Origin of the sequence: Martinezella rhizogenes (assembly GCF_000799715.1) — a bacterium.
Taxonomy (GTDB): domain Bacteria; phylum Pseudomonadota; class Alphaproteobacteria; order Rhizobiales; family Rhizobiaceae; genus Rhizobium; species Rhizobium rhizogenes_C.
In genome coordinates this window covers 140740-158548 of record NZ_JUHG01000001.1, presented here as the reverse complement: position 1 = coordinate 158548, position 17809 = coordinate 140740, and the positions used below count along the sequence as shown (strand labels likewise).

16 protein-coding genes are annotated in these 17809 nt (G+C 59.7%); 6 read left to right on the top strand and 10 right to left on the bottom strand.

Annotated elements, in window-relative coordinates; translation table 11 throughout:
- Positions 1-319: 319 nt before the first annotated feature.
- The 5 genes from EX00_RS31365 to EX00_RS00685 all read right to left on the bottom strand — a co-directional run bounded on the left by EX00_RS31365 (position 320) and on the right by EX00_RS00685 (position 3917).
- A complete protein-coding gene (locus tag EX00_RS31365) occupies positions 320-820 on the bottom strand; it encodes a hypothetical protein (protein ID WP_047453133.1) in 501 nt (166 codons plus the stop codon).
- A gap of 94 nt (positions 821-914) precedes the next feature.
- Complete coding sequence (locus EX00_RS00700) at positions 915-1706, bottom strand: amino acid ABC transporter ATP-binding protein (RefSeq protein ID WP_047453131.1); 792 nt, start codon at positions 1704-1706, stop codon at positions 915-917.
- Entirely contained in the window at positions 1703-2371 is a 669-nt protein-coding gene (locus tag EX00_RS00695) for an amino acid ABC transporter permease (protein WP_047453129.1), read from the bottom strand. The genes EX00_RS00700 and EX00_RS00695 overlap by 4 nt, the downstream gene beginning before the upstream one ends.
- Positions 2368-3009 (bottom strand): amino acid ABC transporter permease, encoded by a 642-nt coding sequence (locus tag EX00_RS00690; protein WP_047453127.1) that lies wholly within the window; start codon positions 3007-3009, stop codon positions 2368-2370. The genes EX00_RS00695 and EX00_RS00690 overlap by 4 nt, the downstream gene beginning before the upstream one ends.
- A gap of 80 nt (positions 3010-3089) precedes the next feature.
- Positions 3090-3917 carry a transporter substrate-binding domain-containing protein gene (locus EX00_RS00685; protein WP_047453125.1) on the bottom strand — a complete coding sequence of 276 codons (828 nt, stop codon included), beginning with the start codon at positions 3915-3917 and terminating at the stop codon, positions 3090-3092.
- A gap of 229 nt (positions 3918-4146) precedes the next feature.
- On the opposite strand from EX00_RS00685, the gene EX00_RS00680 reads away from it, so the two are divergent.
- From EX00_RS00680 to EX00_RS00670, 3 genes are all read left to right on the top strand, one after another.
- Positions 4147-4890 carry a UTRA domain-containing protein gene (locus EX00_RS00680; RefSeq protein WP_047453123.1) on the top strand — a complete coding sequence of 248 codons (744 nt, stop codon included), beginning with the start codon at positions 4147-4149 and terminating at the stop codon, positions 4888-4890.
- On the top strand, positions 4887-5819 hold the full coding sequence (locus EX00_RS00675) for a LysR family transcriptional regulator (RefSeq protein WP_047453120.1): 933 nt from the start codon (positions 4887-4889) through the stop codon (positions 5817-5819). Before EX00_RS00680 ends, EX00_RS00675 begins: the two co-directional genes overlap by 4 nt.
- 105 nt (positions 5820-5924) lie before the next feature.
- Entirely contained in the window at positions 5925-7265 is a 1341-nt protein-coding gene (locus tag EX00_RS00670) for an LLM class flavin-dependent oxidoreductase (RefSeq protein ID WP_047453118.1), read from the top strand.
- A gap of 6 nt (positions 7266-7271) precedes the next feature.
- On the opposite strand, the gene EX00_RS00665 is transcribed toward EX00_RS00670, so the two are convergent.
- Together EX00_RS00665 and speB are read right to left on the bottom strand one after the other, a co-directional pair.
- A complete protein-coding gene (locus EX00_RS00665) occupies positions 7272-8435 on the bottom strand; it encodes an aminotransferase (RefSeq protein WP_047453116.1) in 1164 nt (387 codons plus the stop codon).
- Positions 8436-8583: 148 nt separating this feature from the next.
- Positions 8584-9633 carry an agmatinase gene (speB, locus tag EX00_RS00660; protein WP_047453114.1) on the bottom strand — a complete coding sequence of 350 codons (1050 nt, stop codon included), beginning with the start codon at positions 9631-9633 and terminating at the stop codon, positions 8584-8586.
- Positions 9634-9988: 355 nt separating this feature from the next.
- Here speB and EX00_RS00655 point away from each other — a divergent pair, with 355 nt between their 5' ends.
- From EX00_RS00655 to EX00_RS00645, 3 genes are all read left to right on the top strand, one after another.
- A complete protein-coding gene (locus tag EX00_RS00655) occupies positions 9989-10648 on the top strand; it encodes a hypothetical protein (RefSeq protein WP_047453112.1) in 660 nt (219 codons plus the stop codon).
- A gap of 260 nt (positions 10649-10908) precedes the next feature.
- On the top strand, positions 10909-12237 hold the full coding sequence (locus EX00_RS00650) for an efflux RND transporter periplasmic adaptor subunit (RefSeq protein ID WP_047453110.1): 1329 nt from the start codon (positions 10909-10911) through the stop codon (positions 12235-12237).
- Between the two features lie 3 nt (positions 12238-12240).
- A complete protein-coding gene (locus EX00_RS00645; protein WP_047453108.1) occupies positions 12241-14196 on the top strand; it encodes a MacB family efflux pump subunit in 1956 nt (651 codons plus the stop codon).
- A 383-nt stretch (positions 14197-14579) separates the two neighbouring features.
- Here EX00_RS00645 and EX00_RS00640 read toward each other — a convergent pair whose 3' ends face one another.
- From EX00_RS00640 to EX00_RS00630, 3 genes are all read right to left on the bottom strand, one after another.
- Positions 14580-15857: an ATP-binding protein gene (locus EX00_RS00640; protein WP_047453105.1), complete on the bottom strand. Its 1278-nt coding sequence runs from the start codon at positions 15855-15857 to the stop codon at positions 14580-14582.
- Positions 15854-16585: a response regulator gene (locus tag EX00_RS00635; RefSeq protein ID WP_047453104.1), complete on the bottom strand. Its 732-nt coding sequence runs from the start codon at positions 16583-16585 to the stop codon at positions 15854-15856. The genes EX00_RS00640 and EX00_RS00635 overlap by 4 nt, the downstream gene beginning before the upstream one ends.
- 164 nt (positions 16586-16749) lie before the next feature.
- Entirely contained in the window at positions 16750-17805 is a 1056-nt protein-coding gene (locus EX00_RS00630) for a hypothetical protein (protein ID WP_047453101.1), read from the bottom strand.
- Between the last annotated feature and the right edge of the window lie 4 nt (positions 17806-17809).

Sequence of the window (17809 nt, the reverse complement as noted above, 5' to 3'; positions counted from 1 at the left end):
TCCAAGCACTCCTTGAGACGCATCCGGCGGTCGGGAACGATTCGCTGTTCATTGCATCTGAAGCAGCGGCCTCGCAACGACATCAGATCGCTTGCCCGGCACAAGCGTCAACCGTTGTCTTGGCTAAAATGCATATTTTGGGCTTTTGCAAGCCCCAAACAGGACCTTCGGCCCGCCGCACATCAGACCAAGGTCTGAAGACGAACCCGACTGAAGCCCAAGTGGCAAAGAGCATGATTGAAAGAGGCTTCGGCCAGCGGTTACTACTATCTCCAAGGTAGCGGATGGATCGGAGCAGGTGGATGAGGACGAGTATTCCTCATTGTGCTTTGACGCCGATGAAAACGGGACAATTTGTCATGGGCATCTTGGACAATCCGCGCGCCTGCGGCGCAGCGGTCGCAAACAGGGCGTTGAGTAAGCGGGACAGGGAACGGTATCGCGCGACAGCTGCAATGGCATCGCCTGCCCTTTCAACTCCATTCCGAACCAGCTTGATGCGAAAGAGGTCGAAATGAGCAAAGATTGGAAGATATATCTCGATCAGGCCCATCCGCCCGGCGCCGTTGTGGATTTTTCGGCAGCGGCCTTCACCCTTCAGGTTGCCGCCAATGTCCGGCTCGCTCTGAAGTTCGTCGAACTGACGCCCGAATGCCGTTATCATGCCGAGCGCGTCATCACTGCAGCTGAAATATACAGCCGTGCGAGAGAGCAAGGCTTGACGCTGCCCTTCTCCGACGCGGAAAAGGAACTCGCCGAGGCCGTGACGCTGCTTGGTATCGAGCTTGAATACTGTCGTGAGGCACCGCGGCCCGGCCAAGTTTCCTTGCCAAAGAGATCGTCGGTGCAGCCACAGCCAGCCCCGATCCAAGCGAACCGGTATCGTAGCCTCTCCCTGTAATGATTTGTAATGCCTAAAGAAGCATCGACGCGCCACGATCGAGATAGGTGTCCAGGAACTGTTCGAGGCGCGGATTTCTGGGCTTCTTGAAAACGTCTTTCGGCTTGCCGGTAAACAGCACCTTGCCGTGATCGAGAAAGATGATCTGCTGGCCCACGGTCGCGGCAAAGCCGATTTCGTGGGAAACGACCACCATGGTCATCCCCTCGGCCGCCAGGTCTCGCATGACGTTCAGCACTTCGCCCGTCAGTTCCGGGTCGAGCGAGGAGGTCGGCTCGTCAAACAGCATGATCTTCGGCTTGAGCGCCAGGGCTCGCGCAATGGCAACGCGCTGCTGCTGTCCGCCGGAAAGCTGCGAGGGATAGTGCCCCGCCCGCGCTTCCAGCCCGACCTTGACGAGCTGTGCCATCGCCACATCCTCGGCCGCCTTGCGGCTCATCTTGTGCACCGTCTTCAACGCCTCGCTGACATTGCCAAGCGCCGTCATATGCGGCCAGAGATTGAACTGCTGGAAGACCATGCCGATCTGGGCGCGGATCGATCGGTTGGTGGCGGCCGGAATGCGCTCGCGCACGCCTTGAACACTCTCGCTGAACCCAAGCACCTCGCCGTTGATCGTAATCGTACCCCGCGTCGCCTCCTCGAGAAAGGCCATGCAGCGTAGAAGCGTGCTCTTGCCAGAGCCGGACGGACCAATCAGGCAGGAGACCTGGCCTTGTGCGATCTCGACGTCGATACCGTGCAGGACGGTACTGTCCCCGAACTTCTTGACGAGATTTTTGACTGCTATCGCGGGAACGCTCATGCGTTGAAAAACCTGAATCTGGAGAGTTTCGTTTCGGCGAGATTGCCAAGCCAACCGGTGAGTTCGACAAGCACCCAGTAGAAGAGCGCGAGCATGGAGAGCGCCTCGACGAAGGCATATTGTTGCGAACCGATGGCACTCAGCGTCGCCGTCAATTCCGGTACCGTGATGATCGACAGCACTGCCGTTTCCTTCATCAGGATGATCGCCATGTTCAGCGACGGCGGCAGCACCAGCATGGTCATTTCCGGCAACAGAATGCGCCTGACAATCTGGCCCTGGGTCAGGCCGACGCACTCGCCGGCCTCGATATGGCCCCGTGGCACAGCCTGGAAACCGGAGCGGAAGATTTCGCTGAAATAGGCGGCGCCATAGATCGAGATGCCGATCAGCCCAGCCGGCAGCGGATCGAGCGACAGGCCCACGAAGGGACCGCCATAATAGACCAGGAAGATCTGAATCAGGAAGGGCGTGCCGCGCAGGATCGCGACGACGAAGCCAAGCGCCTTGTCGAGCAACAGCCCGCCATATTGCCGCCCTACAGCCACCAGAAAGCCGATGATAGCGGCGGCGATCGTGCCCAAAATCCAGATCATGATCGTGACGCCGGCGCCGCTGACGATGGCCGGCCATTGATCGAGGAGGACATTGATGTCGAAGCTCATCGCGGCACTCCCGGAAGGCGGCGCTCGATCAGGCCACCGGCAAGCGCGACGATCCAGTTGATCGCCAGATAGATGAGACCGGCGGACGCGAAAAGCTGCAACGGCAGGAAGGTGCTGCCGGCGAGATCCTGCGCCATGCGCGTTAATTCGACGATGCCGACGACGGAGACCAGAGACGACGCCTTGAGAATGAGGATCGCTTCGTTGACGAGCGCCGGAAAGGTAAGCCGCAGGGCAATCGGAACCTTGATGCGTCGAAAAATCTGGCTCGGCGACAGGCCGACCATCTCGGCGGATTCCACCAGGCCGGTGGGAACGCTGGCAAAGCCGCCGCGCAGATTCTCCGCCTGATAGGCCGCCGTGCACAGCGACAAGCCGATGATGGCCGCGACGATGCTCGGGACATTGATGCCGATGACCGGCAGCAGATTGTAGATCAAGAGCAGTTGCACGAGCAGCGGCACGCCTCGGAAAAAGCTGATGAAAATCTGGGCAGGCAGGATGAGGTGCCGCCGCTGCGACAGGAGCATTCCCGACAGCAGGATCGCGATCGCAAAGCCGATCAGGATCGACACGACGCTGATCGCCACAGTGTAGATCGACGCCTGCAGCAGCAATTCAAAGAGTTTGAAGGACATATGTTCGGATGTTGCCCACTTGACCGTCGCGGATCACGCCCCGGCAAAAGCCGAGGCATGATCGATTGCTGACAGGTCTATCAGAATGCCGGGTCCTTGATCGAATCCGGGGTATCGAAGCTCGCACCGAACCACTTCTTCTGCAGCGCGGCCATGCGACCATCGGCCTTGATCTTCAGGAGTGCTGCGTCGACAGCGTCCATCAACCGTGCATGATCGGCATCTTTCAGGCCGATGAAGCCGAAATAGGACTTCTTACCGAAGGGCGGCAGCACGACTTCGAAGGTGCCTTCACGCTGCTTGGCGACAAAGGCGATATTCGGCAGCGAGTTGGCAACGCCGGCGATACGGCCAGCAGCCAGATCCGCGTAGGATTCTGTGAAGGCCGGATACTCGCGGATTTCCGCCTTCGTCGGCAGCGTATCGGAAAATTCCTTGAGCTGGTCGAGTTGCGAGGTCGCCTTGCCGACGCCGATCTTCTTGCCGGCGATATCCTCCGGCTTGCTGATCGTCGTGTCGCCGGCCTTCTTGAGGATGGCGATGGTGGCTTCGGCGATCGGCGGCGTAAAGCGATAGCGCTCCATGCGCTTCTTGGTGATCGTCGCCGGGCCTGCGACGATGTCGAACTTGCCGGCCTCGAGAGCGGGGAAAACGCCGTCCCAGGGAAGCGCCACCCATTCGATCTTAACGCCGAGTTCCTTGCCGATCTCGACGAAAAGGTCGACGTTCAAACCGGCATGTTCGCCAGCATCGATAAAGTCGAACGGCGCAAAGGCCGTTTCGGTCCCCACCTTCAGGGTTCCAGCCGCCTTGACGGCTGCGAGCGTGTCGGCCGCATGCGCGGAAAGCGTCGCTCCGAACAGGAACGCGGCGCCGACCAGCCCCTTGAGCAATGAATTTTTCTTCATGGTCTTCTCTCCAGTTTTTTTGCCCTTCCAGCGGAAGGGTCTAAGTTCCCCAGTGTATTCCCACTGAGCGGGCTTCTATGACCCGCTTTTGTCTATACAAATAGATATAGGCAGGCCTACACTGTCAATGTAAAACTCTAGGAACGCAAAAATTGTGCCGGACGGCCAAGTTGGAAGCAGCGGATGCAGGCTTCCGGATTTGAACGCGTCGCTGGATCGAGGTTAAGTGTTGGTCTCAATTCATCAGAGAATCTTCCGGGATATCGAGACGAGGATCATGAGCGGCGACTGGCAGCCCGGCCAGCGCATCCCTATCGAGCACGAACTCGCCGCGGAATATCGATGCTCGCGGATGACGGTCAACAAGGCGCTGTCGGCTCTGGCGGAGCGCGGCATGATCGTGCGCCGCCGCAAGGCTGGTTCCTTCGTCGCCACGCAACAGATCGACCGCACGGTGATGGACATCCAGGACATCAGCACAGAGGCAGAGCTTGCCGGATATCAACATGACTATCGGATGCTGATGCGCAGGGTCGAAAAGCTGGATGCGTCCGACGCCGCGCTGCTGCGCGAGCCGGCGGGTGCGGAAATTCTGCGGCTTCAATGCCTGCATCTGGTCGATGGCAAACCCAACGCCATCGAGCGGCGGATCATCATGCTCGACGCAGTGCCGCTCGCCAGAGACGAGACCTTTGCCTCCGTGCCGCCGGCCAAGTGGCTGCTGGAGCAGGTTCCGTGGTCGAAAGCCCGGCATATTATTCGCGCGGTTTCGGCCGATGCTGCGACAGCGCGCCTGCTTGAAACCGAACGCGGCGAAGCTTGCCTCACGCTCATCCGCCAGACATGGCAGAATGGCCACACGGTCACCTATGTCGAGATCACGCATCCCGGCGACCGCTTTCAATTCGCCGGAGACTTTCAGCCGGCTGAGAAGGACGCATCTGACCACATGGCCCGGAGAAGCGCGACGTGACCGAAAAGCGCCCCTTCAAGACCATTCCGCTCAAGGGACTTCAGGCCTTCGAAGCTGTCGGCCGCTGTGGCAGCGTCACGGCTGCGGCCCTGGAATTGAAGGTCTCCCCCGGCGCGATCAGCCAGCAGGTCCGCAAGATCGAGAGCTTTCTCGGCGTCACACTTTTGGAGCGCAACGGCCGCACCGCCGAGCTGACAGTATGGGGCAGGCTCTACCACCAGGAGATATCTAGGGGTTTCGAGCAGTTCGCGATCGCCGAACAGATGCTTGAGCGGGCACGCAACGAGAACGCCCTGGTGCTCAGCGCGCTGTCTTCCGTCGTCAACAAATGGATCGGCCGGCGGATTTTCGATTGGCAGGCTCTCCATCCCGACGCCCATGTGAGGATTATCGGTCGCGACAAGGAACCCCGCATGGGCTTCGATGAGATCGACTTCCGCATCAGCTACGGGTCGGACGTGCTGCAGCATGAACACTATGCCGAACTGTTCCGCGACTGGGTTGTCCCCGCCTGCTCGCCGTCGCTGATACAGAGCCATGAACCCTCAGTTCCAGAGCTTATCTCGTATCCGTTGCTGCATGTCGAATGGGAGCGGCATTTCACGCCCTATCCCAGTTGGACGGAATTCGCCGCGAAAGTGGGCATATCGCTCAAGGAAACGGCACCCGGACTGTCCTTCACCCTGTCGAGCAGCGCAATCGACGCAGCCATCAACAAACGGGGTGTCGTTCTCGCGCAGATGTCGATGATCGCCGATGAGCTGGAGGCCCAAACGCTCGTCATTCCCGTCGATATCCGCATCCCGCTTCGCGAAAGCTATTTCCTGGCCTGGGATAGATCCGCTCTTCAGAAACCCCATGGCGGCGCGTTTCGCGACTGGGTCGTTGCCATTTCCCGTCAGCAGGCACGGATCTCCGCTCCGTCGTGACGTTTTAGAAAAACTAAAACGGAAGATAGCTCCAGCGATATTGATGAAAAAACGTGCGTGGCGATAATTTGCGCAGGCATCAATGATCGAGATTGGAAGCATTTCATGGCACGCACCGACAAGATGAAGCTCGGCACCTTTGTCTACACATTCGGTTTCCATCCGGCGTCCTGGCTTCATCCCGAGAGCGATGTCAACGGCGCCAATGACTTCCGCCATCTTCTTGATGTAGCAAGACGCTCCGAGGCGGCAAAATTCGATTTCATGTTCATGGCGGATTCGCCGGCCGCGGCCGTTGGTGATCCCGATGCCCTTGCGCGCATTCCGACAAAGATGAACCGCTTCGAGCCGCTGTCGCTGCTCTCGGCCCTGTCGGTCACCACCCAGAATCTCGGTCTCGTCGCAACCGTTTCGACGAGCTATTACGAGCCCTACAATGTCGCCCGCCTCTTCGCCTCGATCGATCACCTGAGCGGCGGCCGGGCCTGTTGGAATGTCGTTACCTCCGATCATGACGAAACGGGCTACAATTTCAACCGCGAGGGACTGGACCCGCATGCCCTACGCTATGAACGCGGCAATGAATTCGTCGACGTCGTCTTCGGCCTCTGGGACAGTTTCGAGGAGGGTGCCCTGCTGCTCGACCGGGAAAGCGGCATCTATTACGACAAGACGAAGCATCACACGCTGAACCACAAGGGCAAGCATTTCCAGGTGCGCGGCCCGCTCAACATCGCCCGCTCGCCACAAGGACGGCCGATCATTGCGCAGGCTGGCGGATCGGAGCCAGGGATGGACATGGCGGCCCGCACCGCCGAGATCGTCTTCAGCCTCGCCTCCAACATCGACCGCAACCGGGCCTTCTACGACAATGTCAAGAAACGCATGCCAGCCTATGGTCGCGATCCGGACGATCTGAAGATCATGCCCGGCGTCGTCATCAATGTCGGCGAGACCGAGGCCGAGGCGCAAGCGAAGGTCAACTATCTGATCGACAAGATGCATCCGGATGTCGGCCGGTTGATGCTCTCCGAGTTCCTCGAGGCGGATCTACGCGGCGTGCCGCTGGATCAGCCCTTTCCAATGGACCGGCTGCCCGCAGCACCCAAGGGCTCGCGAGCGCTCTTCGACGAGCTCGTCGACTTCGTCAAGAGCGGCCGCACCGTCGGAGAACTCATCCGCCACTATGCCGAGAAACACACAGGCAACGGCATCACCGGCACACCAACGCAGATCGCCGACTTCATGGAGGAATGGTTCGAGACGCGCGCCGCCGACGGTTTCATCCTGATGTTCCCGACCTTGCCGGCAAGCCTTGACGACTTCGTCACGCTCGTCCTGCCGGAATTACGCCGTCGTGGGCTTTTCCGCGAGGAATACGAGGGCTCGACCCTCCGGGAAAATCTCGGGCTCTCAATGCCTGTCAATCGGTTTGCGAAGGTATAGCCTGCATCACCGCAGGCGTTCGCCCAGCAGACCGATGGAGGCAACATCGGCGTTGGCGAAGGCTAGGCGCAGGTAACCTTCCTGCCCCTCGCCGAAATAGCTTCCGGGGATCGAGATAATCCCCACCTGCTTCGCCAGCCTCTCGGCGACCGATGCGGACGATTGTTCGGCAAAGGGATGGCGGATGAAGGCAAAATAAGCGCCGATCGCGGCGATATCCCAGCCGGGCAATTCCGACATGGTGCTCTTCAGCGCGTCCGCGCGGCGGGCAATCTCCAGCCGGTTGCTGGCCCGCCAGTCGGCGAGGATGGGCAGCGCCGCGGCCACGGCATGCTGCGCGGAACGCGGCGCGCAGATCTGCATGTTGTCCATGACCTTGGTGATCTCAGCGAGAAGCTTTGGCCCCGCCGTTACCGCGCCCAGCCTGTGGCCGGGAATGCAGAAGGATTTGGAGAAGCTGTAGAGCAGGACGAGCGTGTCTTCCCAGCCCGGCTCGGACAAGAGCGCATGCGGCGGTCCGTAGCCCTCGGCAAGGAAGTCGCGATAGGTTTCATCGATAATCAGCCATGCACCGTATTTCCGGCAGAGCAGGAAAAGCTCACGCAGCAGCGCCGGCGGATAGACGGCGCCGGTCGGATTGTTGGGCGTGACGACCGCCAGCACCCGTGCGCCGGCGGCAAGCGCCTGTTCAGCAGAGGCGATATCCGGAAGGAAGCCGTTCGCCGCATCACATTTCACCAGTGCGCGCTTGATGCCGAGCATCGACAGGGTTGTCTCGTGATTGAAATAGAAGGGGTTCGTCAGTGCCACGGTATCGCCTGCCCCGGCAAGCGCGATTGCCGTGGACATGAACGCCTGATTGCAGCCAGAGGTGATGTGGACATTTTCCGTCTGGACAGGTGCGCGGTAAACCTCGCTCACATGCCGCGCATAGACGTCCCGCAACACCTCTTCCCCCTCGATCGGCCCATATCCGGTCATCGCCTGCAACGAGGCCGCCTCCCCAAGAAGCCGGAGCATCTCTGGATGCGCGGGGTATCCTGGCACGGCCTGCGACAGATCAATCAGTGGCCCTCGGTCGCCGGAATATTCACGGCTCCAGGCAACGACGGATGGGATGGGCGGCGGGGAAAGACGTGCGATGAGAGAATTTGGTTCTGCGGCGGGCATATCGATTATCCTTTTGAAACCGATTGCTACACCGATATCGATCGCCTTCTCAACCGCTTTATCGGAAGGTACGAGCAGAATAGGCAGCGGAATCTCCTCCGCAGCCCTGTCGTCACTCCGCTCGACATCAAACTATCGGCCGCCGGCCCTATTTTATCGAAGGACTGAAGACCATCAGGCTCAGAATCTCGAACAGCACCTGCGCACCGGCGTGGGCGGTGTTGGTGGTCGCATCATATTGCGGCGCCACCTCGACAACATCACCACCAACAAGATTGATACCCTTCAGGCCGCGAATGAGTTCGAGCACTTCGCGGGTCGTGAGCCCGCCGATCTCAGGCGTTCCCGTGCCGGGTGCAAAGCTCGGATCAAGGCTGTCGATGTCGAAGGAGAGATAGGTCGGACCATCGCCGACAATCTTCTTCGCCTTTTCGATGATTGCTGGGATGCCAAGGCCTGTCACCTCCTCCGCATGAATGACTGTCATCCCGGACTCATAGGAAAACTCCCAAAGATACTCCGCCGAGCCTCGGATCCCGATCTGGATCGTTCGCGTCGGGTCGAGCACGCCGTCGAGAACAGCATTTCTGAAGGGGCCACCATGATGAAATTTCGTCTGGTCGAACGATCCGCCGGTATCGCAATGGGCATCGATATGGATCATGCCGACCGGCGTTCTCTTGCCGACGGCCTTCATGATCGGATGAGTGATGGAATGGTCGCCGCCGACCGAAAGTGGGATCACGCCCGCGTCGATGATCTGATTGATACGTTTCTCGATATCGTCATGGCTGAGTTCGAGGCGATAGCGGCTCTGAAATGGAACATCGCCGATGTCGGCAACCCTGAGATCAAAAACGGGTGCACAGCCAAGGACATGATTATAGGGGCCGATACGCTCGATCGTGCGCAGAGCGCGCGGCCCAAAGCGGGAGCCGGGCCGGTTGGTGACGCCAAGGTCCATCGGCACGCCCAGGATCGCGACCTGCAGGTTCCCAAACTCCGGATTTTCGGCATCGACCGGCATGTAGGGCGCCGAAAGGAAGGTCGGCACGCCCGCATAGGGCGCAAGCCGCGTTCCGCTTTTCGAGAAGATCTTGTCGGCGACCTTGCGGAACTTGGCATCGAACAGCTCGCCGCCGTGGTTCTCGCCATACTTCTTGCGGAGCGCGCTCAGCTTTTCCCCATCGAATGTCATTTCAATACCCCGGTTTCGTGATCGTTATCCCTGTTTATTTCCAACGGCTCTCCAGCCGATCTTCATCCGCATCGATAGTGATGTTCAAGCCTGTTTCGTTACCGATGTCGCCTCCGGCAACATTTTCTCGTCGGGAATCATTTGACGATTCCCGACGATCACTGTGGTGGAGGCTTGGGTAGCGCGAACGAGCTACGGAAAAATTTGTAATCAATTGTGGCAGGAGGGCTTCCTGCAAACTTCGTTCGCAATAGTCACCGTCCGCGGAAACATTCAGAAACACGGAGACGCATTGCAGCCACCTAGCCTCACTAGATTAGCTTCAGTGAATTGAACCAGACTAAAGGCACTGATCATGAGGCAACTGCGTATCGTCGCGACTGTATTGATGACCGCCATCGGCGGCATGAGCACCCCAGTTCTTGCCGCCGAGCCCGCAATCACGCCCATCGACCAGCCCCTCGCCGGCGTCGAGATCAACCACCCCATGCCCGAAGCCATGGCGCCGCAAGGACCGCCGTGCCCTGGCTCTTGCGGTGGCCCTCAGATGGATGAGCACGTGATGGCATTCGGGAGAGGCATGCCCTTCCCGCCACCTCATGGAATGCCCAGTGATTTTCATCGGCCCGACCCCGCGCTCGAGCTTGCAGCCAAGCTGTCCGCACTGGAGACATTGATCGGCATCCATTCCGCCCAGCTGGATGCCTGGAGGGACTATACCGGCGCTCTAACTGATTTCTTCGCTCCGCCGAAACATGAGCCGATGGGGCCACCGCCTGCCGACGGAGCAAAGCCGGCAAATGCCGACAATGACGCCGGGAAGCCCGGTGAACTGTTCGGCGAAGAGGCCGCCGATCGCGCGCTGGACCGCGCCGCCAAGGCGCGTGTCCTGAAGGACAAGGCGACGGCGCTTCACAACGTTCTGACCCCGGACCAGTTCGCCAAGCTCGAAGATGCTGAACGATCGCTCGATCGCGGTCCGGCTCCAGGTCCAGGCCCCCACGGTTTCCACTAGGGCGAAGCAAATCTCGACCAAATCATTCCACCTCCGCCTCCACCCACTGAGGATCGCCCCACACCGGACGCGGTTATCCGATCCTCATCGGGTGGAAGGAGCGGCCCACCGCAAAGGGCCGACAGGTCCGAGGACGCCCCGCCCGGCGTCCTCGGACCAATTCATGCAAGGTTATCTCTCACCGGAGACAACCAGCGCCTCCCCGGAGAATGGATCAGCCGGATCGACAACTCCCAACTTGACCGCAAACAGATGATGACATGCTGAATTCCCCGAACCGGATATCGACACGAACTGAACTGGAGCAGGCGCGCGAAACCGTGTTGCGCGCGCTGCCATTGAGCCCCTCGCGACACAAGCGGTTTCGACGTCCAGGCCTGCTGGTTCTGGCCGCTACGACTCTGCTTGTCTGCACCGGCGCATTCCTGTTTCATAACGCAATCTTCCCAGAGCAGACCTCCTCCGCCATCACGGCACCGGTTACCCGCGGCGATGTCGAGGAAGCGGTACTCGCGTCGGGTACATTCAAGCCGAACAAGCTCGTCGCCGTCGGGGCGCAGGTTTCCGGGCGGATCACGGCGCTGAATGTCAAGCTTGGCGACAAGGTCCAGAAGGACACGTTGATTGCCGAGATCGACTCCACGACACAGAGCAACGATCTGAAGACCGCCCAGGCTTCGCTTGCCAATGTCAAGGCGCAGCGCCAGGAAAGCGAAGCCGATCTCGAGAATGCGCAACTGACGCTGACGCGGCAGCAGACCATCTTTCGCAGCCAGGCCGGCTCCAAGGCCGACCTCGATACGGCGACAGCCAGCGTCAAGAAGATCACCGCCCAGATCGCGGCTCTCGATGCGCAGATCATAGCAGCGGAGGTTGCGGTGGAGACGGCGCGGGCCAATTTATCCTACACCCACATCACCGCACCGATGGATGGCACCGTGCTTGCCATCGTCAACCAGCAGGGCCAGACCGTCAACGCGGCTCAATCAGCGCCGACGATCGTCATTCTCGGCGAGCTCGATACGATGGTCGTCCGCACAGAAATCTCGGAAGCCGACGTCGTCAAGGTCAAGATGGGCCAGCCGGTCTATTTTACCATCCTCGGCGACCCCGCCACCCGCTACGATGCCGTACTGCAATCGATCGAGCCGGCACCTGAATCGATCACCAGCGATAGCAGCGTCACATCTTCGAGCACCACCACTTCCTCCTCCAGCAGCAGCTCGACGTCATCTTCCTCGTCCTCCGCGATCTATTACAACGGCGTCTTCGCCGTGCCGAACCAGGACAACCATTTCCGCACCTATATGTCGGCCGAAGTCCATATTGTGCTTGGTGCCGCCAAAAATGCGCTGACCATTCCTTCCTCCGCGCTCGGCGCGAAAGCCACCGATGGCTCCTATGGCGTGCAGGTGGTTGGCGCCGACGGCAAGCAGGCGGCGCGAACAGTCGTCATCGGGCTCAACAACAATGTCACCGCCGAGGTTCTGTCCGGCCTTTCGGAAGGTGACCGCGTCGTGATCGGCGAGGCAAGCGCAACGGTGACGAAAAGCAGCATGGGTGGCGGCCCACCGCCGATGGGGTTCTGAGCCGTGTCATCTCCTCTCATAGAATTGAAAAACGTCCGCCGCGAATATCAGTCCGGTGATCGCACCATCGCGGTACTGAAGGACATCGATCTGTCGATTGCCGAAGGCGAAATGGTGGCCATTGTCGGCCCCTCCGGCTCCGGCAAGTCGACGCTGATGAATATCATCGGTCTGCTCGACCGCCCGACCAACGGCACCTATGCCATCGCCGGGTCTGAAACGCATCTCCTCGACAGCGATGCGCTTTCGCAGCTTCGGCGTGAGCATTTCGGCTTCATCTTCCAGCGCTATCATCTGCTTTCGGAATTGACGGCGCTCGGCAATGTCGAAGTGCCGGCGATCTATGCGGGGCAACCCGGCGAGGCGCGCGCCGAGCGCGCCGCCACTCTTCTTCATCGCCTCGGCATGGCCGAAAGATCGGGACACCGGCCGGGTCAGCTTTCCGGCGGCCAGCAGCAGCGTGTTTCCATTGCGCGCGCCCTGATGAACAATGGCCAAGTCATTCTGGCAGACGAGCCGACCGGCGCGCTCGATCGAGAGAGCGGCGAAGAGGTGCTGCGCATCCTCGCCGAGCTGCATGCCGAAGGCCATACGGTCATCATCGTCACCCACGATATGCAAGTCGCGGCCCGCGCCGACCGCATTATCGAGATTTCCGACGGGGATATCATCGCCGACAGGCGCTCATCCGACGGAAATCCTTGCGCTCACCGCTCCTCGCCCAAAACGGCTGCAGGCAAGGCCGGATGGCGCGAGCTGGGCGGCCGCCTGACCGAGGCCTTCCTCATGGCGGTCCTGGCGCTGAAAGCCCATCGGCTACGCACCTTCCTCACCATGCTCGGCATCATCATCGGTATCGCCTCGGTGGTCTGCGTCATCGCGCTCGGTGAAGGATCCCAGCGCAAGGTATTGTCGAACATTAACAATCTCGGCACCAATACGCTGGAGATCTTTCCCGGAAAGAGCTTCGGGGACATGCGCTCCGGACGCATCAAGACCCTGATGGTCAGCGACGCGGATGCCTTGGCCGAGCTTACCTATGTCGCCGCCGTGACACCGACGGTCTCGACCAGCAGTACCGCGCGGTTCGGTTCGACGGAGGCCAACGCACTGATCAACGGTGTCGGCGACGCCTATTTCTCGGTCAAGGGTTCAAAGCTCGTCGCCGGCCGCCTGTTCGACGGCGACAGCGTCCATCGAATGGCGCAAGACGTGGTCATCGACCAGAACACGGCCACGACGCTTTTTGAAGACAAAGATGTCGATCCGTTGGGGCAGACGATCTTCCTCGGTAAGGTACCGGTGCGGGTTATCGGCGTCATTGCCTCGCAGCAGGGAGGTTTCGGCTCCAGCGATAATCTCTCGATCTATCTTCCCTATACCAGCGTGCAGGCAAGGTTCCTGGGCGACATGTCGCTGCGCAGCATCACCGTGCGCGTCAGCGACGATACCGAAAGCACGACCGCCGAAGCGGCGGTAACGCAATTTTTGGAGCGCCGTCACAAGGCCAGGGACTTCTTCATTCTCAACACCGACGATATCCGCCAGGCGATCACCAGCACGATCCGGACAATGACCTTGCTCGTCTCCGCGATTGCCGTCATTTCGCTGCTGGTCGGCGGCATCGGCGTCATGAATATCATGCTGGTCTCGGTGTCCGAGCGTATCGCGGAGATCGGGGTTCGCATGGCGGTTGGCGCGCGGCGACAGGATATCTTGCAGCAGTTCCTGATCGAAGCCGTCCTGGTCTGCCTGCTGGGTGGCGGGCTTGGTATCGCCTTAGCACTCGGCTTCGGCTTTGCCTTCAACCGGCTTAGTTCCAACTTCACCCTGGTCTATTCGGTAAGTTCGATTGCCCTTGCCTTCACATGCTCATGCATGATCGGCCTCACCTTCGGCTATCTGCCTGCCCGCAATGCTTCCAGGCTCGATCCGGTCGCAGCCCTGTCAAGAGACTGATCCATCCGGAACCAGGAATACGGGATTGAGAGGTAATCCGGCTTCGCCATCCGTGTTGGGGGGCGTCATGGCGAAGCCGGTATGCGGGGGCGGTCAAAAGCTTGCTCGAGCAAAGCTTCCGACCAGAAACAATTCTACATGAGACGGCGGCCTGAACATTTCCGAACATTGCTGAAAAGAGGCATTTTCGGGGATTTTATTGTCCCGACATTTCTCCAGCAGCCCTTATTTAATAAGATTTGCGACGTTATTGTGCGTCGCAATCAGCCAGTTTTCCAGACTTCTGACAAGCACACTATTCGTCATAGCGCTAAATTGCGATCGAGATCCCACATAGCGGCAACTTTGCACCCTCGCGGATGGTGGCAGCGACGAACAACCCGTCAGGATGCAGGTCTGCCGCTGATTCTCTGGCCGGGACTCTTGAAGGTAATCAATTGTTCCAAGCCGCGAGGATGCCGATTGCGCACGACGATCTCGCCATCGAACCTAGAGATGATCTCCTTGGCGATGGCCATTCCGAGACCTGCCCCCGGAAAGGATCTTTGGCGGGCAATATCGATGCGGAAGAAAGGTTCGAACACCTGATTCAAGCGCTCCTCGGGAATGCCCGGGCCGGTATCGACAATTCTGACGACGGCTTTGTCGCCAAAATGGGCGACAGTGACGATTGCCGATTCACCATGCGTTGCGGCATTGATGAGGAGATTGCGCAAAGCTCTGGTGACCGCCAGGAGGCCGGCGGAGATCGACGCCGGCTGCAACTCTCCGCTCTCGATGTTCATGCCGATTGCGGCAAGTTCCTCCACGATATCCGCCACGATCGCATCGAGCCTCACGCATTGAAGGCCATCGCTGGATATCTCCTCGCGAACCAGCCCTATGGCGCTATCGGCAATCGTATCGAGTTCCTCCAGATCGGCGAGCCATTTGCGCCGGTCTTCATCGTCCTTGATGAATTCGGCGCGTAGCCGCATGCGTGTCATGGGGGTTCGAAGATCATGCCCGGCGGCGGCCACCAGCCGCATCCGGCTTTCCGTCGCAGCCTTCACTCGAGCGGATAATCCGTTCAAGGCCTGCGCGGTAACGCGAATTTCGCCCGGTCCGGTTTCCGGCACATGCGGAAGCGTTCCGTCCGGGCCGATCTCGGCCACGGCGCGCTCCAGCATGCGCAGCGGTTTCATGATCTTCGAGGCGGCGAAGATGGATACCAGCACGCTCCCCGTGATGATGAGGCCGAGCCATCCTACCAGAATCATCCAGCCTCCGGGTGGCGGACCGAATTCCGGCATCGGCATCACCATCCAATTGCCATCGGAAAGCTTGAGAGAAGCAATCGCCTCCCCCGCCGGCGGTCGGGTTATGGTTGCATATCGCGCTGCCGAAACGCGATCCAGCGCGTCCATCAGAAATCTGGAAAGCGGCTCATCGCGAGGCCCATCCGCCGGAAGAGCGGCAATCACCAGGCCAGAAGACACCGCGGCCGCACGATCTTGCTCCGCAAATGTCGCAAGGATCGACAATTGGCGCGCCACCGGCTCCATCGTCATGTCCGGTCGAGGGCCGCGCATCACAAGGCTCGCCACGAAAGACGACGTGATGACGACCAGAACAATGGCCGTCAGCAGGAGAAGCGCCAGACGAGCGCCCAGCGATTTCATGGATCGCCCTTGACCGCCGTCACCGGAACAACGAGCTGATATCCGCTATTGCGGATCGTCCTGAAGACCGGATCGTCAACAGTTTCGCCCAGCTTACGGCGCAACCGGCTCATCAATACGTCAATCGAACGATCCGCCGGATCGCGATCCCGCCCCTGCGTCAGGTCCAGCAACTGGTCGCGGGACAGCAGCCGGCCGGATCTTTCGAGAAAAGCCTTGAGCAGATCGAATTCGGCACCCGTCAACCCAATGATCTCACCGTTGTCCTTGGTGACGCGGCGGAGCTGCGGGTCCAGGGTCATCTCAGCGAAATGATAACGCCGCTGTTCCGGCTCCGGAGACAAATCTTCGTTTACCCGGCGAAGAACGGCCCGAATGCGCGCCGCCAGCTCTCGCGGATTGAACGGCTTGCCAAGATAGTCGTCGGCGCCGATCTCAAGCCCCAGGATCCGGTCGATATCCTCCTTCAAAGCGGTCAGGAGAATGACAGGCACGCGGGGCCGGCGGTTTCTGAGATCACGGCAGAGATCAAGGCCCGATCCGTCAGGCAGCATGACATCGAGAACGAGCAAATCCGGGGGGCGCCGATTGAGAGCGTCGTTGCAGCCGCGCAAATCGCTTGCCGTCGAGACACGGAAACCCTGCTCCTCCAGATAGCGACTGAGGAGCGCGCGAATTTCGTGGTCGTCGTCAACGATAAGGACATCAGGCGCGGCAGTCAGTGACATGGGCACGGTTCCATTTTTGCTAAGTTTTATACCAACTCCCATCCAAAAGAAGACTTTTCACAGGCAAGACGCGCAAAATTTCCTGCAAGAAACATTGGTTTACAAAAATCCAGCCGAGGGAAATGTTGAGCAATGAAGCAGGGCGGGCGCCGGGTGCAAATAGGCTATGCCGCGCGCAACCATTCGATGCTCCAACCGGAAAGACGGCCCTCGATGGCACCGCTGTCCATCATGAACCGGACTTCGATGCCGATTTGCGGTTCGACGATGTCAACGCGCATGGTCGCCTCAAAAGAGCCTGTCCCCTCCGGGCAAATCCGGAGCTTGCCGAGCGTTTCTCCGGAATGGACCTCTATGGTGAAGATCTGACCATAGCAGTCCTCATCGATATCGAAGGCCAGCTTGGCGTTCCAACGGCCCGCGGGAAGATGAAAGTAAGGGCCATAGATGATGCACCGAGCGCCGCCGGTGAGATCGACCGAATCCTCAAGGCTTTCCCCGGGCTTGTCACCCGAAAAGAACGTCTCTCGCGGCCAGGAAATAGACTGCCCGGAATTATCGCCACGCCCGATCTCCAGCGGAAGGAGAACCTTCTCGATCACCTGTTGCAGAGATTCGCTGAGTTCGGATCCGTCCTTCTGCGGTGGCGCATACCCGGCAATAACCGTCGCCGCTGCTTCCTCCAACTTCGGTGGTGTTACCAGCAATTTTTTACCCGGCGCCGTCATGCCAAGGTGCAGCAAGGCATTGGCGATCTGATCGGGCACGAGATCGATATTGAAATGTTCGTCTATTCTCTTCAGCAGCATATCGATACCGCTCCGCCCGCCGGCGTCGTTGCGGCGCATGATTAGCGCGTTGGAAGCGTGTGCGATGGGCTCGAGGCAGGCAAGGCTTGCCGAGACGGCCCTGATCAGTCCGACATCCTGTTGCCCGGTGGAACGCGCGAGATAGGAAACAGCATCAACCGGATCTTCGAGGAACAGCATGAAGGGCAAGTTTACCCGCAGGATCAGCTCCGACAGCTTCGCCTCGGGAAACTGTGAAACGAGGACGGCATGCGCCTTCGTCCGATTTTGCACATACTGCCTGAGATCCTCCACCTTATCGGTCGAAATGACCGCATAATCACCAAATGCCTCGCGCGCCGCTGCATGAAGCGCCGCAACGCCCCACGACGACATCACGCCTGGCATGCCGAAGGCAAAGAGGATCGTCATGCAA